The organism is Brenneria goodwinii (assembly GCF_002291445.1).
Classification (GTDB): domain Bacteria; phylum Pseudomonadota; class Gammaproteobacteria; order Enterobacterales; family Enterobacteriaceae; genus Brenneria; species Brenneria goodwinii.
On sequence record NZ_CP014137.1, the window covers coordinates 243,733 to 259,889 of the forward strand.

19 protein-coding genes, 1 tRNA gene and 1 pseudogene are annotated in these 16,157 nt (G+C 44.3%); 18 read left to right on the forward strand and 3 right to left on the reverse strand.

The window, feature by feature from the left end; translation table 11 throughout:
* Positions 1-272 precede the first annotated feature (272 nt).
* Entirely contained in the window at positions 273-635 is a 363-nt protein-coding gene (locus tag ACN28R_RS01070) for a hypothetical protein (protein WP_048637738.1), read from the reverse strand.
* A gap of 239 nt (positions 636-874) precedes the next feature.
* Here ACN28R_RS01070 and gpt point away from each other — a divergent pair, with 239 nt between their 5' ends.
* The 15 genes from gpt to ACN28R_RS01145 all read left to right on the forward strand — a co-directional run bounded on the left by gpt (position 875) and on the right by ACN28R_RS01145 (position 11,119).
* Positions 875-1,333, forward strand: a complete 459-nt coding sequence (gene gpt / locus ACN28R_RS01075) for a xanthine phosphoribosyltransferase (RefSeq protein WP_048637739.1) — start codon at positions 875-877, stop codon at positions 1,331-1,333.
* 343 nt (positions 1,334-1,676) lie between these two features.
* Complete coding sequence (gene frsA / locus ACN28R_RS01080) at positions 1,677-2,924, forward strand: esterase FrsA (RefSeq protein ID WP_095833328.1); 1,248 nt, start codon at positions 1,677-1,679, stop codon at positions 2,922-2,924.
* Positions 2,925-2,983: 59 nt separating this feature from the next.
* Positions 2,984-3,358, forward strand: a complete 375-nt coding sequence (gene crl, locus ACN28R_RS01085; protein WP_048637741.1) for a sigma factor-binding protein Crl — start codon at positions 2,984-2,986, stop codon at positions 3,356-3,358.
* A 126-nt stretch (positions 3,359-3,484) separates the two neighbouring features.
* Positions 3,485-4,588, forward strand: coding sequence for a glutamate 5-kinase (proB, locus tag ACN28R_RS01090; protein WP_095833329.1), 1,104 nt, complete (start codon positions 3,485-3,487; stop codon positions 4,586-4,588).
* A gap of 10 nt (positions 4,589-4,598) precedes the next feature.
* Positions 4,599-5,852, forward strand: coding sequence for a glutamate-5-semialdehyde dehydrogenase (gene proA, locus ACN28R_RS01095; protein WP_048637742.1), 1,254 nt, complete (start codon positions 4,599-4,601; stop codon positions 5,850-5,852).
* A gap of 190 nt (positions 5,853-6,042) precedes the next feature.
* Positions 6,043-6,118, forward strand: a tRNA-Thr gene (locus ACN28R_RS01100).
* A gap of 175 nt (positions 6,119-6,293) precedes the next feature.
* Entirely contained in the window at positions 6,294-7,508 is a 1,215-nt protein-coding gene (locus ACN28R_RS01105; RefSeq protein ID WP_095833330.1) for a tyrosine-type recombinase/integrase, read from the forward strand.
* Between the two features lie 326 nt (positions 7,509-7,834).
* Entirely contained in the window at positions 7,835-8,035 is a 201-nt protein-coding gene (locus ACN28R_RS01110) for a helix-turn-helix transcriptional regulator (protein WP_049594956.1), read from the forward strand.
* A gap of 137 nt (positions 8,036-8,172) precedes the next feature.
* Complete coding sequence (locus ACN28R_RS01115; RefSeq protein ID WP_095833331.1) at positions 8,173-8,499, forward strand: hypothetical protein; 327 nt, start codon at positions 8,173-8,175, stop codon at positions 8,497-8,499.
* An 85-nt stretch (positions 8,500-8,584) separates the two neighbouring features.
* Complete coding sequence (locus ACN28R_RS01120; protein WP_095833332.1) at positions 8,585-8,875, forward strand: hypothetical protein; 291 nt, start codon at positions 8,585-8,587, stop codon at positions 8,873-8,875.
* 54 nt (positions 8,876-8,929) lie between these two features.
* Positions 8,930-9,295: a hypothetical protein gene (locus tag ACN28R_RS01125; protein WP_095833333.1), complete on the forward strand. Its 366-nt coding sequence runs from the start codon at positions 8,930-8,932 to the stop codon at positions 9,293-9,295.
* A gap of 60 nt (positions 9,296-9,355) precedes the next feature.
* On the forward strand, positions 9,356-9,598 hold the full coding sequence (locus ACN28R_RS01130; RefSeq protein ID WP_095833334.1) for an H-NS family histone-like protein: 243 nt from the start codon (positions 9,356-9,358) through the stop codon (positions 9,596-9,598).
* 118 nt (positions 9,599-9,716) lie between these two features.
* The gene (locus ACN28R_RS01135; RefSeq protein WP_095833335.1) at positions 9,717-10,040 is read left to right on the forward strand and encodes an antibiotic biosynthesis monooxygenase family protein; all 324 of its coding nucleotides are present in this window, start codon (positions 9,717-9,719) and stop codon (positions 10,038-10,040) included.
* Complete coding sequence (locus ACN28R_RS01140; protein WP_095833336.1) at positions 10,033-10,425, forward strand: amino acid-binding protein; 393 nt, start codon at positions 10,033-10,035, stop codon at positions 10,423-10,425. The genes ACN28R_RS01135 and ACN28R_RS01140 overlap by 8 nt, the downstream gene beginning before the upstream one ends.
* 1 nt (position 10,426) lies before the next feature.
* Positions 10,427-11,119, forward strand: coding sequence for an ArsR/SmtB family transcription factor (locus ACN28R_RS01145; protein ID WP_095833337.1), 693 nt, complete (start codon positions 10,427-10,429; stop codon positions 11,117-11,119).
* 16 nt (positions 11,120-11,135) lie between these two features.
* On the opposite strand, the pseudogene ACN28R_RS01150 reads toward ACN28R_RS01145, so the two are convergent.
* Positions 11,136-11,600 (reverse strand): annotated as a pseudogene (locus tag ACN28R_RS01150) (DUF4756 family protein); the annotation flags it as partial.
* A gap of 228 nt (positions 11,601-11,828) precedes the next feature.
* Complete coding sequence (locus ACN28R_RS01155) at positions 11,829-12,530, reverse strand: DNA-binding protein (RefSeq protein ID WP_095833338.1); 702 nt, start codon at positions 12,528-12,530, stop codon at positions 11,829-11,831.
* Positions 12,531-13,849: 1,319 nt separating this feature from the next.
* On the opposite strand from ACN28R_RS01155, the gene ACN28R_RS01160 reads away from it, so the two are divergent.
* From ACN28R_RS01160 to ACN28R_RS01170, 3 genes are all read left to right on the forward strand, one after another.
* Complete coding sequence (locus tag ACN28R_RS01160) at positions 13,850-14,647, forward strand: hypothetical protein (RefSeq protein ID WP_095835694.1); 798 nt, start codon at positions 13,850-13,852, stop codon at positions 14,645-14,647.
* Between the two features lie 167 nt (positions 14,648-14,814).
* The gene (locus ACN28R_RS01165) at positions 14,815-15,885 is read left to right on the forward strand and encodes a hypothetical protein (protein ID WP_095835695.1); all 1,071 of its coding nucleotides are present in this window, start codon (positions 14,815-14,817) and stop codon (positions 15,883-15,885) included.
* 8 nt (positions 15,886-15,893) lie between these two features.
* Positions 15,894-16,142, forward strand: a complete 249-nt coding sequence (locus tag ACN28R_RS01170) for a hypothetical protein (protein WP_121514261.1) — start codon at positions 15,894-15,896, stop codon at positions 16,140-16,142.
* Positions 16,143-16,157: the final 15 nt, after the last annotated feature.

Here is a 16,157-nt window from a genome sequence, read left to right on the forward strand (position 1 = left end):
CAGCTTGAAGTATGGCGAGTATATAGGTTCATCTTCAGACCGCCGACCGGCGGTTTCCTGAAATCTACCGGGTTTCACATGGCGTCTTGCAACAGAATATCACTTTCCGCACAGGGTAGGGGAAGTTGCCGTTAAAAACCGAAGCCGCTTTAAACCGGCCGGCAATAAAAATGCGCAGGGAAAGGCATAGCTTGAAGGTCAGATGGCCTGACCTTACCGAATGAATAACGCGATAGGAAAATAATATGGCGGAGAGTGGCCGCTCAGAAAGGTTAAATATTCGAACCTGCGTGATGGTGGATTGTCACCCTGTCCCCCACCGACAATACCCGGTATTCAACCTCGGTGGTTTCAACCTGATAGCGCTGCCCGTTGGCTTCGACATCCAGAATAAACTTCTCGCTTTCCAACGTATGCACAGGAATATAGCTGTAAAAATTATCAATCAAGGTGAGCGTCTTTTGTGCGGGAAGATGGTAGCGGCGGACGATTTTCCCTGGTAATGCTTCAGGTTTCTTCCACAGAACCTGGAAACTGGCGGCGAATTCGTTATAAAACAGCGCAATCAGTCCAATGACTAAAACAGTGCTGATCACAGTGAGCTGTTCTTGCACCAAAACATAAAATTCGGTCATGGTCGTCTCCGATTGATTTGCCTTGCCCTTATTTAATATATTTTTCCGCCGACAGCGTCCAATCTCTTTTTGTGCTTAGTTATCGCCAAATTTTTGTTTAGACTGCACGAAAGCGGAGTAAACGCGGCTATAACGCAGAGAAACGCTGGTTTTTGTTTCGTTGGATATCTATAATCCCGCGCAACCTTTTTCCCCTCAGACTCAACGTAAGCCATTTCAACTCGGCTGGGATATATTTTATGAGCGAAAAGTACGTCGTAACCTGGGATATGTTGCAAATTCATGCCCGCAAACTGGCGCAGCGCCTACTGCCTGCCGAACAATGGAAAGGCATCATTGCCGTTAGCCGCGGCGGATTGGTTCCCGGCGCGCTGCTGGCGCGTGAGCTGGGTATTCGTCATGTTGATACGGTTTGCATTTCCAGCTATGACCATGATAACCAGCGTGAAATGAAAGTGCTCAAGCGCGCGGAGGGTGATGGCGAAGGCTTTATCGTGGTGGACGACCTGGTGGATACCGGCGGTACGGCGAAAGCTATTCGCGATATGTATCCCAAAGCCCATTTTGTCACGATTTTCGCCAAACCAGCCGGCAAGCCGTTGGTTGACGACTATATCGTCGACATTCCCCAGAATACCTGGATCGAACAGCCGTGGGATATGGGCGTGGCATTTGTCCCGCCGCTGTCCGACCGCTGATATACCCTTCATCTTTCAAGTTGCAGGTGCGTTGGCCGCGTTTGCTCACCCGAATCACTTACCTGAGTAAGCTCATCGGGATTCACTCACTCGCCGCCTTCCTGCAACTCGAAATCTATTGGGTATAACCACTCGTCTGTTTATTTGTCTCATGCCCGGTTATGCCGGGCATTTTTGTTTATCAACGCTCATCATATTTCAAGACTTGTTTCCCATTCATGGTTAATTTGCGCCGATTATGTGCACTTGTGTTGATTTGTGCGCGCTGTTATTTGTCTTCGCCATGATGAGTTAGTTACACTCAGGGCTAAGTTTAGTGTCGCTTACATAAAGGGAGACGGCTGTGGCGCAAGCTAACTTGTCTGAAATCCTGTTCAAACCATCCTTTAAGCACTCGGAAACCTCTACATTGGTAAAGCGTGCTCGTCATGACCAGGATGCACTGAGAACACACTCCGCGCTGGAAGGAGAGAATACCGGCAGCTGGTACCGCATGCTGAATCGGCTGATGTGGATCTGGCGCGGTGTCGATCCGTGGGATATTGAAGAAGTCCTGGCGCGCATCGCCGTTAGTCAGGCGGAAAGAAGCAAACGTCAATTACTGGATACGGTGATTGGCTACCGCAGCGGCAACTGGATTTATGAATGGGTTAAGCAAGGGGCTGACTGGCAGAGCCGGGTCACGGACGACGAAAATATCGAAAACGGCCAGTATTGGCTGAACGCGGCGAATCTGTATAGCATCGCGGCTTACCCCCATATTAAAGGAGATGAGCTGGCTGAACAGGCGCAGACGCTAGCCAACCGCGCTTATGAAGAGGCGGCGAAATACCTTCCCTATGAGTTAAAGGAACTGACTTTTCCAGTTGAAGGCGGCGGTTTGCTGACCGGCTTTCTACACCTGCCCCAAAAGGGCGAGGCGCCGTTTCCGACGATACTGATGTGCGGCGGGCTGGAAACATTGCAAAGCGACTACTATCGCCTGTTCCGTGATTATCTGGCGCCGGCCGGGATGGCCATGCTGACCATTGATGTTCCGTCGGTCGGTTTTTCCTCACGTTGGAAACTGAATCAGGACTCCAGCTTCCTGCATCAGCAGGTGTTGCGGGCATTGCCGGATGTGCCGTGGGTAGACCACTGCCGCGTCGGGGCATTTGGCTTTCGTTTCGGGGCCAACATCGCCGTGCGGCTTGCTTATCTTGAGGCGCAGCGCCTGCGCGGCGTCGCTTGTCTCGGCCCCGTGGTGCATCATCTGCTGTGTGACGCGGATCGCCAGCAACAGGTGCCGGGAATGTTTATGGATGTGCTGGCGAGCAGGTTGGGCATGCCGTTTTCTACGGATGCCGCGCTGAAGATAGAATTGAGCCGCTATTCGCTTAAAACGCAGGGGTTGCTTGGCCGGCGCTGTCCCACGCCGATGTTGGCCGGATATTGGGACAACGACCTGGTCTGCCCGAAGGAAGAGGCGACGCTGATCGTCAATTCATCGCAGCAGGGGAAACTGTTGCCGGTGAATTTTTCACCGGTCTATCAGAATTTTCATCATGCGTTACAGCAAATCACCCGTTGGTTAGGACAAAATTTAGCGTAGTTGATTGATAAATTACCATACTCTGTTAAAAAGGATGTTCAAACCAAGGAGATTGCCGAATGATGTTACCGAGTGGGCATACGAAAAGCAGACTCATGAAAAACTTTGCTTCTCTGGGGCCCTATTTACGTGAAGCGCAGTGTGAGCATGACCATTTTTTCTTTGATTGCCTGGCCGTTTGTGTCAATGTAAAACCCGCCCCGGAAAAACGTGAATTCTGGGGCTGGTGGCTGGATCTTGCCGCGCAAGACCAGACGTTTACTTACCATTATCGCTTTGGTTTATTTGATAAAAACGGTGATTGGCGTGAAGAACAAATTAAAGATAAAGAAGTAATGGATAAGCTGGAAAGTACGAAAGAAGCCTTCCATGTTCGTTTGGAAAAACTCCTGCAATCATTGGATCCGGTCTGTTCATTAACCGCACGACCGTGATGCTCCCTGCCTGATCCCCGATTTATTAGCGGGTTTTCGCGTTGTGCCTGTTGGCATAATGCGCCCGGCCTGTTACAACGTTTTTCTTATTTATCCTTTTTTGATGACTTTCAACGGCAGAAAATTATGAGCGGTAGCCAAACTTTGGTTGTGAAACTTGGCACCAGCGTGCTGACCGGCGGTTCACGCCGCCTTAATCGGGCCCATATTGTTGAACTGGTGCGTCAGTGCGCGCAGCAGCATGCGGCAGGGCATCGGATTGTTATTGTGACGTCCGGGGCGATTGCCGCCGGACGTGAACATCTGGGCTACCCGGAACTTCCGGCAACTATCGCCTCCAAGCAACTGCTAGCCGCGGTAGGGCAAAGCCGGTTAATCCAACTGTGGGAGCAGATGTTCTCCATCTATGGCATCCACATCGGCCAGATGCTGCTGACGCGTGCCGATCTGGAAGATCGTGAACGCTTTCTTAACGCGCGCGACACCATGAGGGCGCTGCTGGATAACCACATTGTTCCGGTCATTAATGAAAATGATGCGGTCGCTACGTTAGAAATCAAAGTCGGCGACAATGATAACCTTTCCGCGCTGGCGGCCATTCTGGCCGATGCGGATAAACTATTGCTATTGACCGATCAGGCCGGACTATTTACCGCCGATCCGCGTAAAAATCCGGATGCGGAACTCATTCGTGAAGTGACCGGCATCAACGATGCGTTGCGCAATATCGCGGGCGATAGCGTATCCGGCTTAGGTACCGGCGGCATGTCGACCAAACTGCAGGCGGCTGATGTCGCTTGCCGTGCCGGCATCGACGTGGTGATTGCCGCGGGGAACCAGCCGGGCGTTATTGGCGATGTTATCGCGGACGTCTCCGTCGGTACGCGTTTCCATGCCCTGGAAGCGCCGTTGGAAAAACGCAAACGCTGGATTTTTGGCGCGCCTCCGGCGGGTGAAATCACGGTGGATGATGGCGCGCTGTCGGCGATCCTTGAACGCGGCAGCTCGTTATTGCCCAAAGGGATCCGCGACGTGACGGGGGATTTTTCCCGAGGCGAGGTCATTCGCATCCGTAGCCTGAGCGGGCGGGATTTAGCGCATGCGATGACCCGCTATAATAGCGATGCATTGCGTATGATCGCCGGGCATCATTCTCAGCAGATCGCCGACATTCTCGGTTACGAATACGGCCCGGTGGCGGTTCACCGGGACGACATGATCATCAATTAAGGAGTACGCGATGCTTGAACAAATGGGCAAAGCGGCGAAAGCGGCGTCTTATCAACTTTCGGTGCTGAGTACGGCCGAGAAAGATCGCGCACTGGCGGCGATTGCCGATTTACTGGAACAGGAAAGCGTGCAGATACTGGCGGCCAATGAGCAGGACGTGGCGCAGGCGCGGCAAAATGGCATGAGCGAAGCGCTGCTCGATCGGCTGCTGCTGACGCCGGAAAGGCTGGCGGCGATTGCCAACGATGTTCGCCAGGTATGCCGGCTGACCGATCCGGTAGGACAGGTGATTGACGGCCGTATGCTGGACAGCGGGCTTAAGCTGGAACGACGACGCGTGCCGCTTGGCGTTGTCGGCGTGATTTATGAAGCTCGCCCCAACGTCACCATCGATGTGGCTTCGCTGTGCCTGAAGACCGGTAATGCGGTGATCCTGCGCGGCGGCAAGGAAACCTATCGTACGAACGCGGCAACGGTGAAGGTCATCCAGCTGGCGTTGGCGCAGTGCGGCTTGCCGGAGTCTGCGGTGCAGGCTATTGAAAGCCCGGATCGTGAACTGGTCAATCAGTTGCTGAAGTTGGATCGCTATGTCGACATGCTGATCCCGCGTGGCGGCGCCGGTTTGCACAAGCTGTGTCGCGAACAGTCGACGATCCCGGTTATTACCGGCGGGATCGGGGTATGCCACATTTATGCGGATGAAAGCATTGATTTTGACAAAGCCCTGACGGTGATTGAAAGTGCTAAAGTGCAACGTCCCAGCGCCTGCAACAGTCTGGAAACTCTGTTGGTAAACCAGAGCATTGCGGCCAGTTTCCTACCGGCGTTGAGCAAAAAAATGGCGGCGGCCGGGGTAACTTTACATGCCAGCGCATCCGCAATGCCGCATCTGGCCGATGGCCCGGCGAAAGTCGTACCGGTGGAAGCGGTCAACTATGACGATGAATGGTTGTCGAACGATCTCAATGTCACGCTGGTGGACGATCTGGCAGAGGCGGTGGCGCATATTCGCGAGCACGGCACACAGCACTCCGACGCGATTCTGACGCGTTCGCTGAGCAATGCGGAACGCTTTGTGCGCGAAGTGGACTCCTCGGCGGTTTATGTGAATGCCAGCACCCGCTTTACCGATGGCGGACAATTCGGTTTGGGCGCGGAAGTCGCCGTCAGCACACAAAAACTGCACGCACGCGGCCCGATGGGGTTAGAAGCGCTGACCACCTACAAATGGATTGGCTACGGCGACGATCTGGTTCGGCCATAACCCCGTTTTTTAATCCGTAAAGTTATAGGATTCTCTGTTATTAGTGTGGAAAATTATCAGAGAATCCCTATCTTCAATACAACGATTATAAAACCAGCAGACGATAGCCAATCGCTTGACTTGCCGCCTCATTTTCAATAGTTTGTCACCCCGTAGCTCATCGTCATGCATTCGCCAAGACGATCCCGAAGCCGATATAGCTCAGTTGGTAGAGCAGCGCATTCGTAATGCGAAGGTCGTAGGTTCGACTCCTATTATCGGCACCATCCTCCCTATTTTAACGTCTCCCTAAGTCTACTCAAACGCCCTTTAAACCCTTATAATACGCGGTTTCACGGCCCTTATTGTCTCTGCTCGTCTACTCACGTTCACAGAAATCTACGGTGAGTTGGGGGTATCAATGGGGGTATTCGCTGTTCGGTATAAAGGAGATACCCCCAGATGAAGCTCAATGCCAGACAGGTCGAGACTGCCAAGCCCAAAGATAAACCCTACAAGATGGCGGATGGTGGTGGCCTCTACTTATTGGTTAAAACCAACGGGTCACGCTACTGGCGTTTAAAGTATCGTATCGATGGAAAGGAAAAGTTATTGGCGCTGGGGGTATATCCCGATGTGTCCTTGGCTGATGCCAGAGCAAAACGTGATGAAGCTCGAAAGGGTATTGCTGGGGGTATCGATCCTTTAGAGGTGAAAAAAGAACAAAAAGTTGAGCGTGAAGCGCGGGTCAAAAACACCTTTCAAGAAATTGCGCTCGAATGGCACAACATGAAAGTGAAGAAATGGTCTGCGGGGTATGCCTCTGACATTCTTGAAGCCTTCAACAAAGACGTCTTCCCGTTCATTGGTCAACGCCCTGTTGCAGACATTAAGCCGCTGGAATTGCTGAACGTGCTGAAAAAGATGGAAGACAGGGGAGCAACCGAAAAGGCCAAGAAAGTGCGTCAACGCTGCGGCGAAGTGTTTCGCTACGCTATCGTGACAGGCAGGGCTGAGTATAACCCCGCACCAGATCTCACCAGTGCCATGCAAGGGCATGAGTCCACACATTACCCGTTCCTGACCACTGAAGAGCTTCCCGCCTTCTTTAAAGCCCTTGCTGGCTACTCTGGTAGTGAATTGATGGTGCTGGCAGCAAGATTGCTGATCATTACTGGCCTGAGAACAGGGGAATTGCGCGGTGCGTTATGGTCTGAAATCGATACCAAGAAAGCGCTATGGGAAATTTCTGCTGAACGCATGAAAATGCGCCGTCCCCATATCATCCCGCTCTCTACCCAAGCGTTAGCCATTATCGAACAGATCAGAGCAATGACGGGGCAATTTCCTTTACTGTTTCCGGGCCGCAATGATCCAAGTAAGACGATGAGCGAAGCCAGTATCAATCAGGTATTTAAGCGAATTGGCTATACAGGCCGGGTTACGGGTCATGGCTTCCGTCATACCATGAGCACCGTTCTTCATGAACAGGGCTACAACACCGCGTGGATTGAAACCCAACTGGCGCATGTGGATAAGAATGCTATCCGTGGCACCTACAACCACGCGCAATATCTCGATGGCAGACGCGAGATGCTGCAATGGTATGCCGATTATATGGATAGCCTTGAGAAAGGCTTCAATGTGACGCAGGGAACGTTTAATCGGCGTGCGTAAGGATAACTGCTGATGAATGAAGGGCTATGTCTTAACGGGCATAGCCCTTTTTCTTGGCTAAAGCAGATAAGAATTAAGTCAGAATTTAAACTGATACTTATTAACTAATTGATTAATATATAAATTTTAAAATACCTTAAAACAGGAAAATAAATAGCACTTTTTGCTAAATCGCTCTACACCCCGCCCAGTGACAGCTCTCCCGCTACCTCACCTGTTTTTGTTTAAAAAACGTTCAATTCAGGTTCAATTCTGATTTTTCGAGGGTTGAACGTCATAAGCGATCTGCAGATACTACATTCATCAAAACAACAACGGAGAAATATATGACAACAAGAAGACTTATTCGCCTGCCGGAAGTGATGAATAAAACAGGATATAGCAAAGCATGGATTTATCGACTTATTAGCAGGGGCGTATTTCCAGAACCGATAAAGATTGGAATAAGAGCCAGAGCTTTTGTTGAAAGCGAAATCGATGAATGGATTGAAAACATTATTCAGTTTTCACGTAAACATGCTGATTAATGGAAAATACACTATTAATACGATGAGGAGGTTTTATGTAAAACGTTAAATAACACATTTTATTAATCACATCCCTGTATTAAAAACATAATGCATTTCCATGCAGGGGATTTTACAACTAAAAAAGGATAATATAAATGAAAAATATAACATTACCAACAATGAAAATAAATGTCAGCAATGACGCTACAAAGTTTTTTATATTGAAAAGCGCAGAGGATTATGATGCTTACTTACAACGTATGCAGGAATATATGGGGGAAAGGTTCTATCGCAACCTTGAGGATAATGAGTATATGGAAGATGTTTTAAAATCAATCATAGAAAACGGCAAGAAAGATTTTAGCGAGTTTTTGAAGAAACATAAGTATAAGGGTTCGCTTAAGAACGTTTACTTTGATGAGGTGCTTGTTAATCTGCGACAAATAAACAATGTAATGAGCTACCATATTTTAAACAACTAATCGGTAGATTGTATCCATTCTACCCCAGCAGGGGTAAGTAATATTAAGCTGTAATATATAAGCATTTAACTATGAGGGTGTAAATATGTCTAAAAAAAGTGGTATTAAAAATAAATCTACAAGTCTGTTCCTTGATCTCGCCAAAAGGTCATTTGAAGCAAGCTGGGAGTTTTTTCAGGAAGTGAATGGAGAGAGTATTGAGTTGCTTGATGATCCTGATTTTATGAGTTTATTCATTATGTATATTATTGACCATGTCCAGAATAACTTTGAGAAGTTCACAGCTCAGGAAGGGGCTTGTGGTGATATTCGTGAGGTTAACTTTGAACAAGTCGCAGCAATGTTGGTGCTGTATTCGGATAACTTCAGGCGGTAAGTTTTAGCGTTGCCCCGTAAGGGGCTAACAATCAACTTAACAAAAGGATTCAACATGAAAGAGATTGTATTAAATGAAAAGAATGAAACGGTAATATATCTTATTTCAACAATATTACAGGGCTATTTCGAAACGATTTATAACATATCTGAAAATGAACCTGAAACAGCAATGAATATTCTGTTAGGGGAAATGCTGTCAGAGATACTTTATGATTTTTTGATTGCGTATGAGGTTGAAGAGTGTGAAAGGGAAGGGATATATAAGGACGTATCAGACATCAACGTTGATGAGATAAAAGAAACGATTTTATATTGGCATAATGAACATATCATTGAACTGGTGTTAAAAAACATAAAGCAGGATGACACTGATGATCCTATTTATTGGAAGTTAAAAATGACAGTTAACCGTCGTTGAGTAAGGAATATATTCCCTCGCTGAGAGGGAAATAAAATAGATAAAACTAAGGGGCCAAAAATGATTGATGAATTCCACGTTATGTTTATGTACAGAAAAATCCAAGCTGAAGCCGCTACTACTGATATAAAAACACTGAATCAACTGTTGAAGAAGTTCCGCAAGGTAGTAGCGGAGCGGCGTGAGGAGTATTATCAGGAGATTGGTGAGAAGAAGGCACACAAACATAAGATGAAAAGATTACAGAAGTTGCTTGAAAAAATGGAAAGTGATCGTGTATCACCAGAAGATCTTTATCACTAACACCTGAATCTGCCGTAGGTGCTATTGATGATGACATTCATATTTCGTCCTCCATCGAAGTGTTAGGCACTGAAAACGATACAGTTATACCCGTGTCTAATACATAGAGGGTAGGAATGTGATCGCAGTGCTTTTTGAAGCAGATGTTGTTGCCACACAGCAAGAGCGTTATCTCCAGCTTGCTGCTGAATTGAAACCGCTATTAGCAGATATTGATGGTTTTATTTCTATCGAGCGTTTCCTGAGTCTTACAACGGAGGGAAAGATACTGTCATTGTCTTGGTGGCGGGATGAAGAGGCCGTATTGCTATGGAAACAAAATGTTTTGCATAAGGCGGCTCAGTCAGAGGGACGTCAATCTATCTTCTCGTTTTATCGCATCCGTATTGCCCATGTACTCAGAGACTATTCATCAGAAACCAGAGGTCAGACCGATGTATGATATCCATGTTGTTTTAAAGAATACGCCGGGCGAACTGGCTGCACTGGGGACGGTATTAGGTCAAAATGGTATTGGCCTTGAGGGTGGTGGCGTATTTACCATTGGAGATAAAGCACATGCGCATTTTCTTGTTGAGAAGGGAGATGCAGCCAAAGCTGTGCTTGAAAAAGCAGGATTACAGGTTGAAAGCGTATGCAGGCCATTGATCCGCAAACTAAAGCAAGAGCGCCTCGGTGAATTAGGAGAAATAGCGGCAACGCTGGCTGAGAAGGGTGTTAATATCCTGTGCCAATACAGTGATCATGCAAACCAACTGATCCTCTTGACTGATAATGATAGGCTTGCCAGTAAAGTAACGGAGAAATGGGCTGTAGCGCCTGAGTAACATGTTAAAACACGCTAATTCAACAGATAGCGGTGATGAACTGGAATATGCAATGGCAGCCTTAGCTGCTGCCATGTCTGATCCTTCCCGCATAAAAATGCTCTGCGCACTGATGGATGGACGTGCATGGACGGCTACTGAGTTAAGTGCGGTCGCCGATATTGCGGCGTCAACGACTAGTGCGCATTTGTCCCGACTTGTCAGTGAGGGATTGATTACCTGTCTTTCTCAGGGGCGTCATCGTTATTACCGTTTGGCAGGAACAGATATTGCTGGGCTGATTGAAAACATTATGGGCGTGTCATGGCGCTCGGCATCATCAGCTAAAATCAGCACACCTTCCTCGTTACGAGTTGCCCGGACGTGTTATGACCATCTTGCAGGTGAAATCGCTGTTCATATCTACGATTTTATGGTCGCTGAAGGTTGGGTAACTTCAGATGGTGTTTCACTGACGTTATCGGGACAAAAACAGTTCCGGGAGTTAGGTATTATACTCAACCTCAAAACACGGCGTAAAACGTGCTGTGCGTGCCTTGACTGGAGTGAGCGGCGGTTTCATCTTGGTGGCGAAGCGGGGGCTGCTTTTTTTACGTATTGTGAGCAAAAAGAATGGTTAACCAGAATTCCGGGATTTAGGGAAGTAACCATTACCTCCAATGGAAAACTGGCGTTGAAAAAATTGTTCAAGTAGCATACGTACTATTCATTTAAACAGCCATTTTTCTACGTCTTATATTCGATGCCCCAAAATATGATGGTATATGAGAAAGTTGTTCAAGACTCTGCTCAACAGAATGCTTAAACTCAAGTGCGGCTTCTGTGCGCTGTTTTATTACCAGAGCAACAATTTCTTCATCACTTTTTTCCTTAATTGCTTTACTATAAAACATACGTTCATAAAACTTATCAAGATTTCCTGATGATTTTGCAGATGTGTTAGCTGTTGAAAAACTTATAGGATTAAGTTCAATAACAAAATTATCCATAAGCGATTTTCTTTTTCTATCTAATCTGCTTAGCTCTGTATGGGCAGAGTAATATTCTTTTAGTTTATATTGTGGCACAGAGTCATCGTCACGTAGTATGAAATACTCTTTTCGATACTCATCTATCGGGATGTGGTGTTTGAATGCTTCTATCGTATTTAAGTATCCAACTGTATCACTGTTATCTAATCATATATTTCTCATAAATACCTCGTTAATAATAATTGTTATATTTATATGTTAAGGTATATAGAGAAAGTGTCAAATTGAGCAGGGAATTAAATGAGAGAAATATTATTTACACGTTGTACATCTGTGGCATTGCAACTACCTATATTCATTTGTATAAATCTCACCCTCAGATATTCTTATAAATGGAGTGAGATCGTTTTTTTACTGAGTTTCTCAATATATCTATTCCACATCATCATAAACTGGCTCTGCTGTTTCAGGATATTGCAGAGTCAATGCTGGATCTGTTTCCTTGTTAGAACAGCTATCAGGTGTTTTATGCGGCTCAGATGTAGTCGTTCCCTCTGTAGGTTGATTGTCAGAATCATTTGTTTGGTTAAAGGCATAAACATTATTAAACGCTGGCTCGTTATTAGCGTTAAACCCCTGTGCCTTTTTAACATTAGGGCGTTGTCTTTTATTTATACTATGGGCTTGGCCTTTCAAAAAGATATTGGAATTCATAAAAAGATCGCCATCTTTATCGATAATGATACCCTTGGTTTTAAGTTTTTTGAAGATTAGCGACATATTGGATTTCCCTATACCTAAATCACGACAGAGAGCTGCCTGAGATATGTGGAATAGATTTCCGAACTCCATTTTATTAAGGATTTTAGCAATCACTTTCAGTTCACTCTTGGTAATATCAAGTTCAGCAAGGCATTCAAAGTTTTTCGTAAAGAGATGAACATAATCAACATCCTTTTTGATGGATTTAATATTTTCTTTTCGCTGATATATGTTAGTGGTATCTTTGTGCCTGCTATGATAATGCTCGAAAATCTGTAATCGCTGTTCCGGTGTGAAGTTGTTATCATCAATATATTGCTGTAGTTGGAAAGATGATAGTTCGTGCAAGTGTTTAAAATCGATAATCGTCATAATTCTCTCCTTTTATTATTGTTATTTTTAATACATAACAGATTAAACTTGATCGTCAATAATAAAGTCAAAAATAAATGGAAAAAGTTTAAAGATACTGGCGGGCTGTCCAGCTTTATTCCTGACTGGATAAAGTTTAGTTAAACTGGAGGTGTTGCCAGTGTTAATGTTAATTTGATTTCTAGTGTTACTATTTCAAGGTGAAACTAAGGTTATTGAATCTAATAACCCTAGTTTGTAAAATCAATAACCTTTGATATTCAATGGTTCTTATTTTTAATAACCTTTTACTACATAACCTTATGATAATAAAGTTAAAAACAGGCCGTAATATCTAGTACTAATATAGTAAAAGGGAAATTTGCACCAAACAAATGGCACCTTGTTATTTTGCATGATTTTTCTTTGTATTTTATGTGCAGCGATGTGATTGTTTTATACAGTCACGAAGCGCTGAATGGTTATTATTAAAGACTAAAATTTTGCTTCTACTTTATTTGCGGCTAACGCCGCGATCTTTTCTGGATAAATCCATCATTAACAGGGGTAAGCCCTGTTCCAGCAATGTGATTGTTTTGAACAATCACTAAGTGCTGCTTCTTTGAATATAGTTTTCCTATACGTTTAAGAGCAAATGCTATATGTTATCGCGGTAATTCTATGTTCAAACATAGGATCAATTTTGTTGTTTTATGATGAAATGATCTGGAAAAGATCTTTCCTCTTTTTACTATCAATATTAATAAGTCACCTCATCAAGATAAAAATACATATTTCAGAGTTAGGGCGTAGCCGTGCTCATGAAAACAGGTTTATCGTTTTCGGCAGTACATGAGCGTTAGCTCATAGATAGTGGTGATTTTCAAAAAAAAGATCTTAGTGAAATAAAAAGGAAAACTGTGCAATAAATAATATAAGCTGTAATCCTCAATTAATGATTTTATAAATGATAAAACCCCATATGGCGATCATGAAAATCGCCCGGTTTCTTTTAATCCTCTTAAGTATTATCTCTTACTTCTTGCAAAAATAAATTAAGCAAAAATCGGCTTGTAGCCCTTGCGTTATAAGGCTTATGACGAAAATATGCGACTGACCGTACAGTCAGTCTTCCTGACTGCACGGTGAGCTTTCCTGACTTTGCAGTCAGTTTTTATGTCATTTTTTAGCTTAAAAACGACAGTGCTTTAAATTATCGTCGCTGGAATATTTGCGATATTTAAAATATTTTCGCAAAAAAATATGCAAAAAAACTTGATATCTATTTTGTGCATGGTATTTAATTTATTATATATAAAATAACAAGAGGTAATAACATGATGAATGAAATGGAAGTTGACTTGGATTTAGGATTAAATCCTTTTTGTTTTGAGACAGAGCTAAAGATTGAAACACGAAAGAAAAATCTAACCGTTTCAAGAGGAACAGAACTTATTGAAAGGAAAGATACCAGTAAAAGCTACTTCGCAAATATTGTTCATACACAAGAGGTCGATAAAGAAGAGTTTATTAAACTCTATACCTCTCAGATAAAAGCGTACTTTGATCTCACGAAAACAGCATACAAAGTATTTTTCATCTTTTTACGTATTTATCAGGATGCGATAGGAAAAGATCACTTTTACCTGAGTTGTAAAAAAGCAATGTCGCTTGCGGAAAAGATAGATCACTTTGTCTTGTCTGAATCTATCTTTTACAGAGGGATAAAAGAACTTATCGAAAAACGTATTATTGCTAAAACCAATGAAAAAAACTGGTATTTCATAAACCCTGCTATTGTCTTCAATGGTGATCGTGCTCGCTTTGTTTCAGAGATTATAAAAAAGAAAGAGGTAATAGAAGAACAACCCGAAATCGTGGTCAGTAATGGGGGTAGCAATAGAAACGTTAAAGAAAAAAATAGATCAATTGCTTCAGCTATAGAAGAAGTAAATAATCAAGAAGACATAGATTTGTTAATCGCAAGATTACAGGCTAAAAAGTACCAAGGGAAAATGATGAGTAAAAGCATGGCTGGATGTGTCGCTGCTGAGGGAGCAACTCTTTTACCACCAGAAGAACCATTAGATTGGGATAATATCGAAGGTGATAATTACTTTGATAGGATGGTATCCTGAGCTATGTCAGAACAGCAAATACTCTGATCGGCTGGCCTGATTTTTGAACGTAGGTAGGGTGTGAGCGCTTTTCATGAGTAGGCGCTGAACCTTAAGATGCATAAAAACCTAATAATAGCACAACACAAAAACCTAATAGCTGTTTTAGATGAGAAGGAGAATATATGATGCAAGGCCGGTTAATTTTTTGTTCAGACTCGATATTGCGCTTTCGATCTGATTACGATGAAACAACAGCGCTCCCTTTACTATCGATTCAGAACGCGATAGGAAAGGAACCGGCTGATCCATACTTCCTGCTCAGGTTCTTCCGTCATGAGGTCATCATTGAAAAAGGAACAACACTGGCCCATATATTCTTTGCGATAGAGCCGTGGAAGGATTTATTAACGGCCTATCTGGATAGGAACGTTGGAGCCTATATCGATGAGATAAGAAAGCCATCTAAGCCTACTACATGGAATTTAGACTGGATTGGGATAGACCGCAGGACGGGTATTTACCGATCCTATGAGCATCAAGAGAAGATGGAAGGGGAAGAACTTACAGCCTATTTTAACCGTGAACGTATTCCGACGAAAGAATTTAATATAGAAAGTAGCTGTGATGCGTCTGGCTTCGCCAAAGGCGACAACGAACGTTGGAGTATCAGCGGAGATATTCATGAGATAAAAAATATTCCGGTAGTGTTATACAGAAAACAAGCGCTATCCACTCATTTAGACAAGAAAAAAAGATTATTTAATAAAAATATTCCGGGAGTTCATGATGACGGGAATGAGATCTTCATCATTGGCGAAACTTCATTATGTTTTTATGAGGTGATGGAAGCACTATTTATTAGCGGACTGTTCTATGATACGCCGCAGTATGCGCGTGAAAGCATCGACGAAATTAAAGGACTTTCTGAAAGTTTGCATGATAACTTGAATAAAGATGGCATAAACAATGTTATTAATGAAAACGTACTCAATATTTCCGAGGAAGAACCTGTTAAGGCAGAAACTGACGATGAAGAGGATAAGGCCATGAAGGTGGAAATAGCCGATGGTGCTTTCGATTCTGTAATCGACCATATGAAATATGAATCTGAGCAATGGAAGCTCCTTAAAGAGCAATGTAAAGGCGATAACAATCTACCTGTTAGGATTGGCTCGATTGAACCAGCAGAGCCGCCAGAGTTGCGTTTGTTTGGTAAAATCATAGAAGGCGACTCCAACAGTTGCGATGGGGAGTGAATACAAAGATGGAGAAGAGAGAAAGAGTTAATGTTTCATGTCCTACGGAGATGAGCATTGAGCAATGTAAGAAGATTGCTTCTGAGTCGCGTAAAGTTGCGGCACGTCGTACGGAAATGCTTAGAGAATGGCTTAGAGAGCAAGCCATCAGCTCTTATACTGATTACCAGAACAGCGGAAAACATCTGACAGGCAAAGAGGCTAGTGATTTTCTGCGCAGTGGCAAGACTGGAGAACTTCCAGAGTGCCATAGGTGATCTGGAACTTGCTTG

What these genes read in the sequence shown, in the direction of transcription:
- ACN28R_RS01070 (WP_048637738.1), bottom strand. Translation starts at nt 635, where the DNA reads ATGACCGAATTTTATGTTTTGGTGCAAGAACAGCTCACTGTGATCAGC.
- gpt (WP_048637739.1), top strand. Translation starts at nt 875, where the DNA reads ATGAGCGAAAAGTACGTCGTAACCTGGGATATGTTGCAAATTCATGCC.
- crl (WP_048637741.1), top strand. Translation starts at nt 2,984, where the DNA reads ATGATGTTACCGAGTGGGCATACGAAAAGCAGACTCATGAAAAACTTT.
- proB (WP_095833329.1), top strand. Translation starts at nt 3,485, where the DNA reads ATGAGCGGTAGCCAAACTTTGGTTGTGAAACTTGGCACCAGCGTGCTG.
- proA (WP_048637742.1), top strand. Translation starts at nt 4,599, where the DNA reads ATGCTTGAACAAATGGGCAAAGCGGCGAAAGCGGCGTCTTATCAACTT.
- ACN28R_RS01105 (WP_095833330.1), top strand. Translation starts at nt 6,294, where the DNA reads ATGAAGCTCAATGCCAGACAGGTCGAGACTGCCAAGCCCAAAGATAAA.
- ACN28R_RS01110 (WP_049594956.1), top strand. Translation starts at nt 7,835, where the DNA reads ATGACAACAAGAAGACTTATTCGCCTGCCGGAAGTGATGAATAAAACA.
- ACN28R_RS01115 (WP_095833331.1), top strand. Translation starts at nt 8,173, where the DNA reads ATGAAAAATATAACATTACCAACAATGAAAATAAATGTCAGCAATGAC.
- ACN28R_RS01120 (WP_095833332.1), top strand. Translation starts at nt 8,585, where the DNA reads ATGTCTAAAAAAAGTGGTATTAAAAATAAATCTACAAGTCTGTTCCTT.
- ACN28R_RS01125 (WP_095833333.1), top strand. Translation starts at nt 8,930, where the DNA reads ATGAAAGAGATTGTATTAAATGAAAAGAATGAAACGGTAATATATCTT.
- ACN28R_RS01130 (WP_095833334.1), top strand. Translation starts at nt 9,356, where the DNA reads ATGATTGATGAATTCCACGTTATGTTTATGTACAGAAAAATCCAAGCT.
- ACN28R_RS01140 (WP_095833336.1), top strand. Translation starts at nt 10,033, where the DNA reads ATGTATGATATCCATGTTGTTTTAAAGAATACGCCGGGCGAACTGGCT.
- ACN28R_RS01145 (WP_095833337.1), top strand. Translation starts at nt 10,427, where the DNA reads ATGTTAAAACACGCTAATTCAACAGATAGCGGTGATGAACTGGAATAT.
- ACN28R_RS01155 (WP_095833338.1), bottom strand. Translation starts at nt 12,530, where the DNA reads ATGACGATTATCGATTTTAAACACTTGCACGAACTATCATCTTTCCAA.
- ACN28R_RS01160 (WP_095835694.1), top strand. Translation starts at nt 13,850, where the DNA reads ATGAATGAAATGGAAGTTGACTTGGATTTAGGATTAAATCCTTTTTGT.
- ACN28R_RS01165 (WP_095835695.1), top strand. Translation starts at nt 14,815, where the DNA reads ATGCAAGGCCGGTTAATTTTTTGTTCAGACTCGATATTGCGCTTTCGA.
- ACN28R_RS01170 (WP_121514261.1), top strand. Translation starts at nt 15,894, where the DNA reads ATGGAGAAGAGAGAAAGAGTTAATGTTTCATGTCCTACGGAGATGAGC.